General features: G+C 71.3%; 4 protein-coding genes and 1 pseudogene. 2 read left to right on the top strand and 3 right to left on the bottom strand.

Annotated elements, in window-relative coordinates:
• Both PPSIR1_RS48965 and PPSIR1_RS41000 read left to right on the top strand, forming a co-directional pair.
• A pseudogene (locus PPSIR1_RS48965) lies at positions 1–963 on the top strand (hypothetical protein); the annotation flags it as partial.
• Positions 944–2,569, top strand: coding sequence for a c-type cytochrome domain-containing protein (locus PPSIR1_RS41000; protein WP_157596525.1), 1,626 nt, complete (start codon positions 944–946; stop codon positions 2,567–2,569). The pseudogene PPSIR1_RS48965 and the gene PPSIR1_RS41000, both read left to right, overlap by 20 nt.
• Positions 2,570–2,581: 12 nt before the next feature.
• Here PPSIR1_RS41000 and PPSIR1_RS49875 read toward each other — a convergent pair whose 3' ends face one another.
• From PPSIR1_RS49875 to recG, 3 genes are all read right to left on the bottom strand, one after another.
• Positions 2,582–3,013 carry a hypothetical protein gene (locus PPSIR1_RS49875; RefSeq protein WP_198154736.1) on the bottom strand — a complete coding sequence of 144 codons (432 nt, stop codon included), beginning with the start codon at positions 3,011–3,013 and terminating at the stop codon, positions 2,582–2,584.
• Between the two features lie 88 nt (positions 3,014–3,101).
• Positions 3,102–3,902 (bottom strand): hypothetical protein, encoded by an 801-nt coding sequence (locus PPSIR1_RS41010; RefSeq protein ID WP_157596527.1) that lies wholly within the window; start codon positions 3,900–3,902, stop codon positions 3,102–3,104.
• 84 nt (positions 3,903–3,986) lie between these two features.
• Positions 3,987–6,431, bottom strand: a complete 2,445-nt coding sequence (recG, locus tag PPSIR1_RS41015) for an ATP-dependent DNA helicase RecG (protein ID WP_006977245.1) — start codon at positions 6,429–6,431, stop codon at positions 3,987–3,989.
• Between the last annotated feature and the right edge of the window lie 159 nt (positions 6,432–6,590).

Below are 6,590 nucleotides of genomic sequence, written 5' to 3' on the forward strand. Positions count from 1 at the left end.
TTCCTCGCGCTGTGCCGCCAGTACCCCTTCGGCCACCCGCCGCCGCCCTACGTCAGCGTCGCGGACCTCGAGCGGGCCATCACCGTCGGCGAAGATCCGGCCCTGCTCGACGACCCCGAGGCGACCCTCGAGACCAGCGCGGAGTGGGCGGGCTGCTGGGCGCGGATCACCCCCGACGACGCGCGCCGCCCGATCACCTTCGAGGCCGCCGAAGCGCCCGTCGTGTGGGACCTCGACGGCCTCTCGCCCGGGACGTGGATGATCGCGGGCTACACCTGGGAGCCGCCCATCAACCTGTGGAGCCGCGCGCCCTGGGTCGTGCGCGTCGTCGACCAGCCCGTGGCCGAGGCCGACCCCGCCAGCTTGCAAGTCGCCGCGACCTTCGACCCGATCCCCGAGGTCCTCAACCTCGGCGACGCGGCCCCGCTGTCCGGCTGCCTCGACGCGCCGCCTGGCACCACCGCCGAATTTCAGGCGCGACGCAGCAAGTTCGAGGACAGCCCGGGCTGGACGAGCTGGGCCAGCGCCGAGGTCGACCAAGAGGGCGCGCTCGCGTGGCCCAGCTTCAGCGCCCCCGCCGAGCTCGAGGGCTACCCCCTCGTGCTGCGGGTCCGCTTCGACGGCCCGGGGGAAGCCGGCCACACGGACTACGTCGCCGACGCGCCCAACGGCATGATCGCCTTTGGCCAAGGCGCCGGCGACGGAGGCGACGAGGAGTCCGACGACGAGGCCTCTGGCGACGACGCGGGCGACGAGGAGTCCGACGACGAGGCCTCTGGCGACGACGCGGGCGACGAGGGCCCCACAGACGCCGACACCGGCACCAGCGAGGGTCCTGGTGGCGACGACGCGGCGGCGAGCTGCGCCTGTCGCAGCGGCCCCGAACATCCCCTCCCCGCCACCTTGCTGCCCCTCGCAGCCCTCGCCCTGCTGCCCCGCCGCCATGCCCATGACCCCCGCTAGACTCCCGCTGCCCCTGGCGGCGCTCGCCCTCGGCCTGAGCGGCCTCGCCTGCGGCGACTCGGCCGACTACGGCGATCCCTGGGAAGAGGTCGGCTACGACGTCGACGACGGCTGGAGCCTGGGCGGCCAGGACGACGAGGGCCAGGGCGGCACGGGGGAAGGCGGCGAGCTCGGCGAGCTCACGGGCTTGGTCCACCACGACTTCGGCCCGGTGACCCTCGCCCCCTTCCAGGAGATCTCGAACTGCGTGCAGTGGACCGTCGACAACGACGCCGCGGTCTACGTCCAGGCCGTGACCCTCAACAACCACGGCTACTTCCACCACTCGAACTGGTTCGCCGTCCCCGAGCACCACTACGCCGGCCCCGACGGCTTCTTCGACTGCGAAGAGCGCAGCTTCGAGGAGACCAGCGCGTCGGTCCTCGGCCCCGTGCTGTTCGCCCAGTCGACCCAGTCCTTCTCCGAGACCCAGCGGACCCAAGACGGCGCGGTCATCAAGATCCCGCGGCGCCACAAGGTCATCGCGACCACGCACCTGCTCAACGTCGGCCCGGCCGAGGTCGAGACCGAGCTGGCCATGAGCCTCGAGCTCGTCCACCCCAGCCTGGTCGAGACCCAGCTCTCCCCCATGCGGCTGACCTACCTCGACCTCGACATCCCGGCCCAGCAGCGCAGCCGCTTCACCGGCGCGTGCGAGCACTTCGGCCAGCAGCACAGCCAGGTCAGCCCCCAGCCCATCGTGCTGCACCACGCCCTCGCCCACTTCCACGGCCTCGGCGAGTCCTTCGAGCTGTCGGCGGTCGGCGGCGAGCTGGGCACGCCCAACCCGCTGTGGCCGATCTTCGAGACCCTGTTCGAGCTAGAGGGCTTCACCGGCGACTCCCTCGGCAAGCGCTTCGATCCGCCGGTCTCCCTCGAGGGCATCGAGCAGCTGCGCTTTGGCTGCGGCTTCGACAACTGGCGCGACGTCAACGTCGGCTGGGGCATCGGCGACCAGGAGATGTGCGTGATGTTGGCCCTGGTCGAGGCCGACTACATCCCCGACGTGTCCGTAGTTGGCGGCACCGAGGCCGTCGGCCAGGACGCCGACGGCGTCATCGAATTCGAGGGTCCCTGCGCCTTCCTGGCCCTGCCCAAGAGCCCCGACCAGGGCCCCCCCTCCGTCGACGAGCTGCTCACGCCGCTCTACCTCCCGCCCAGCGACGAGGGCATCGATCCCGCCCCCGACTGCGTCGACCACGATCCTCTCGCCGAGCCCAGCCTCGAGCCGAGCCTCAGCAACGTCGCGGCCGTCGTGTTCCAGCAGTCCTGTGCCTTCAACGCCTGCCACGGCGCCTCGGCCCAGGCCGCCGGCCTCAACCTCCAGGCGCCCGATCTGCACGCCGAGCTCCTCGACCACGAGGTCCTCGGCAATCCTGGCGCGAGCTTGATCGAACCCGGCGATCCCGAGGCTTCGTGGCTCTACGAGCTGGTCTCGAGCTGCTCCCCGGGAGAGGCCATGGGCCTGAGCGCGAGCAGCATGCCCCTCAACGCGCCGGTGCTCCTCGACGACGCCTCCATCGCGCTGGTCCGCGAGTGGATCGCCGCGGGAGCACCGGACGACTAGCTGGCTGCTCGATCAGCCGTCGCAGAGCGCCTCTTCCTCGGTCTGGCAGGGGTAGGGCTCGGGGTTCATCGCGGAGTACTGCGCGTAGTCCTTGCAGGTCAGCGTCGCTAGGCACTCGTAGATGGCGAACTCAGCCTCGGCGCACGCGGGGTCCAGGTCTGGGTCCGCGCTCACCATCTCGAGCCAGCTGACGCAGTCCTCGAGGCAGTTCTCCACCTCGGCGTCGCAGCTCTCGATGAGTTCACAGCTGGTCTCGCAGACGGCCTGAGCCTCCTCCGAGCCGCCGCTCGTCTCTTCGCCGGTCTCGGTCTCGGTCTCGGTCTCGGTCTCGGTCTCGGTCTCGGCCTCGTCGGACATCTCCTCCGGCTCGTCGTCGGCGGAGCAAGCGAGGAACACGGGGCTGAGGGCGAGCGTCAGCAAAAAACACGGGAAAGGCCGCTTCATGGCCCGACGTGTACACGAAGCACGCGAACGCGTTCGCCGCGTCCGCGTGTGCGAGCTTCGGCTCGGTCCCGGTGTTTTCCGTGAAGGATCACGCGAAGCAGCAGGACTCGATCACGACGTCGTTGGTGACGTCCATGCACACCTCGGCGTCGTTCGAGCACCCGCCGATGAGCTCACCGTCCGAGAAGCACTGGCACCCGCCGCCGTCGGTGCACTCGATGGAGAAGGTGTTCTCGGCGCAGGTCTCGATGAAGCCGCAGTCGCCCGGGTTCTCGCCCATGCCCACGGCGCCCTCGCACTCGTCCCCGCCGCCGTCGCAGATTTCCTCTTCCTCGGCCTGGCAGGGGTAGGGCTCCGGATGGCCCTCGGAGAACTGCTCGTACTCCTCGCAGGTCAGCGAGCCGATGCAGCCCAGGAAGTCGACCTCGGCGTCGACGCACTCGGGGCCCAGATCGGGATCCGAAGCGACCCCCTCCAGCCACAGGATGCAGTCCGCGAAGCAGTCCTCCACCTCGAGCTCACAGGTCGAAGCCAGCTCGCAAGCCGCCTCGCAGACCTCCTCGGCCTCCTCAGGCAAGCCCGCGGTCTCTCCGACCGTCGCCACGCTGGTCTCGCCCTCCTCGGCAGAGCCCTCTTCCGCCGCGCCCTCGGCCGACCCGGTGCTGCCCTCGTTGGCGGTCTCCCCCTCGCCCGACTCCCCGCCTTGCTCGCCCGAGCCCGTCTCGCCCGAGCCCGTCTCCGTCTCCTCGGTCGTGTCGTCCTCGCCCTCGTCGGCGCTCTCGGTCCCGGTCTCCTCGGGAATCTCCGCCGGGAGGTCCGCGGCGGGGCAAGCAAAGAGCACGGGGCTGAGGACCACAGCCAGCAACGAAGACGGAACACGCAGCTTCATGCCCCGGCAGTCCTCGAAGCTCGCGGACGGTTCACCACGAAGTGCAAATCAGCTCGAGCGAGCGACGTGTGCAAACTCCGCCGCTCAGCCGGACTCCCCGGCCCACAGCTGGGTGTCGCCGGTGCGCAGCTGCAGCTCCAGGCGCAGGGTCGGGTGCTCGCGCAGCAGCGGGTCCGCCTCGATGATCGCCATCGCGGCCTCGCGCGCGGCGATCAGCATCTTCATGCCCTCGCCCGAGAAGCTGGCGAAGCGCAGGCGCGGGACCCCGGACTGGCGGGTGCCGAACACCTCGCCCGGTCCGCGCAGCTCGAGGTCGCGCTCGGCGACCACGAAGCCGTCGCCGCTGCCCTCGAGGACCTCGAGGCGCTTGCCCGCGTCCGAGGCCGGATCGCTCGCGGTGTGCAGCAGGCACAGGGAGTGCCCCGCCGAGCGCCCCACGCGACCCCGGAGCTGGTGCAGCTGGGCCAGGCCAAAGCGCTCGGCGTGCTCGATGAGGATCGCCCGGGCGTCGGGCACGTCGACGCCGACCTCGATGACGGTGGTCGCGACCAGGACCCGGACCTCGCCGCTGCGAAAGCGCTCCATGACCGCGTCCTTGTCCCGGCTGACCATGCGCCCGTGGACCACGGCGACCTCGTGCTTGGGCAGCAGCTTGCGCAGCGCCGCCGCCGTGGCCTCGACGTCCGAGGCCGCGACCGCCTCGCTGGCCTCGACCAGCGGGCAGACCACGTAGGCCTTGTCGCCCGCGCGTACGCGCTCGGCGAGGAGCTTGCGGGCCCGGCCCAGGGAGCGCCCGCCCGCGAACACCTGGGTCGTCGGCGCGATCCGCCCCGGGGGGAGCTCGTCGATGATCGACACGTCGAGCTCCCCGAAGGCCGTGAGCGCCAGGCTCCGGGGGATGGGCGTCGCGGTCATCACCAGCAGGTGCGGCGCCTCGCCCTTGGCCCGCAAGGCCCCGCGCTGCTCCACGCCAAAGCGGTGCTGCTCGTCGACGATGACCAGGGCCAAGCTGGCGAACTCGACGTCGCCGACCAACAGGGCGTGGGTGCCGACCAGCAGATCGATCTCGCCCGCGCCGAGCAGCGCGAGCAGGCTGGTCCGCTGGGCCCGGGGCGTCGAGCCGGTGAGCAGCGCGATGCGGACCCCGGCCTTTTCGCACCACACCTGCATGCCGCGCATGTGCTGCTCGGCGAGGATCTCGGTGGGGGCCATGATCGCCGCCTGGGCGCCCGCGTCGATCACCGCCAGCGCGGCCGCGAAGGCCACCGCCGTCTTGCCGGAGCCCACGTCGCCCTGGAGCAGTCGGAGCATGGGCTTGTGCCGGCTCAGGTCGCCCTCGATGTCGTCGATGACCCGCCACTGGGCCCCCGTCGGCTCCCAGGGCAGGCAGGCCCGGAGCCGCTCGCGGTCGAAGCTGCCCTCGGCCAGGGGCGGCAGGGCGCAGGGCGTCGCCCGGTAGGTCCCGCGCTGGCGCAGCAGCGCGAGCTGCAAAAAGAAGAACTCGTCAAAAGCCAAGCGCCGATGGGCCGGGCTGCTGCGACGGATCAACGCCTCGAGCTGGACCTCGTCGAGGTCTTGCGGCGGCTCGTGCAGCCACGCCACCGCGTCGAGCTGATCGATGAGCTGGTGGCGCTCGACCAGCTCGGGCGGCAGCGGATCGTGGAGGATGCCCTGCTCCCGCGCCGCCCGCAGCCGCTCGACCGCGGCCTTGCACAGCCGCACCAGGGTCCGCTGGCCCACGCCCTCGACCACCGGGTAGCGCGTCGCAATGCCCAGCCCGAGCTGTGCGTCGAGGATGTCCGGGTGGACCATGCTCAGCTTGCCCCGGAAGCGCTTGACCACCCCCGCGAGCAGCACCTCCTCGCCCGTCGTCACGCGCTGGCTCATCCCGCCCACGCGGTGGAACCATCGCGCCTCCAGGCCCAGGTGCGCCCCGTTGGGCTGGACCTGCTCGATGCGCATCGTGGCCGAGTAGCGCCCCGAGTACCACCCCTGGCGGAAGCTCCGGATGACCCCGTGGATCACCGCCGACGCCCCCTCCTCGACCTCCGAGAGCAGCGTCGTCTGGCGCCGGTCCTCGTAGCCCAGCGGCAGCAGGTAGGCCAGGTCCTCGATGCTCTCGAGCCCGCGCGCCGCCAGCTTCTCCGCCGTCCGCTTGCCGACCCCCGAGAGCACCTGCGCCGACGCCAGCCGATGCTCCGCGATCGCCCGCAGCCGCTGAATCTCCGCCGCGCTCGGCGACTCGGCCCGCGCGGGCGCAGCCTCGGCCGCCGTCGCGCTCCCCTTGTTCGCCGACTTCTTCTCGCTGACCTTCTTGCTCGTCTTGTTCTTGGTGGCCGTCTTTTTGGCCACCTTCTTCGAGGTCTTCTTGCTGACCTTCTTCTTCGCCGCGCTCGTCTTCGCGGCCTTCTTGCTGTTCTTCTTCTTCTTCTTCTTCGTCGCCTCGTGCTTCGAAGGCTCGGCCGCCGCCACCGCAGCCTCGACCGCGGCCTCGACCACCGCCTCGACGCCCTTGCTCCCCCGCCCCACACGTCGCCCGAGATCCGCCTTCCCCGAGCGCCCCTTTAGTCGCCCCTGCGCCTCACTCCGAGCCGCCCGCAGAGCCGTACAGATCCGCAGCCCGTGCGCCACCACCCGGCTCCGATCCTGCCGCCCCCGCTCCTCAAAGCGATCCAGCCCCCCCCGAAA

It is taken from the genome of Plesiocystis pacifica SIR-1 (genome assembly GCF_000170895.1).
Taxonomy (GTDB): domain Bacteria; phylum Myxococcota_A; class Polyangia; order Nannocystales; family Nannocystaceae; genus Plesiocystis; species Plesiocystis pacifica.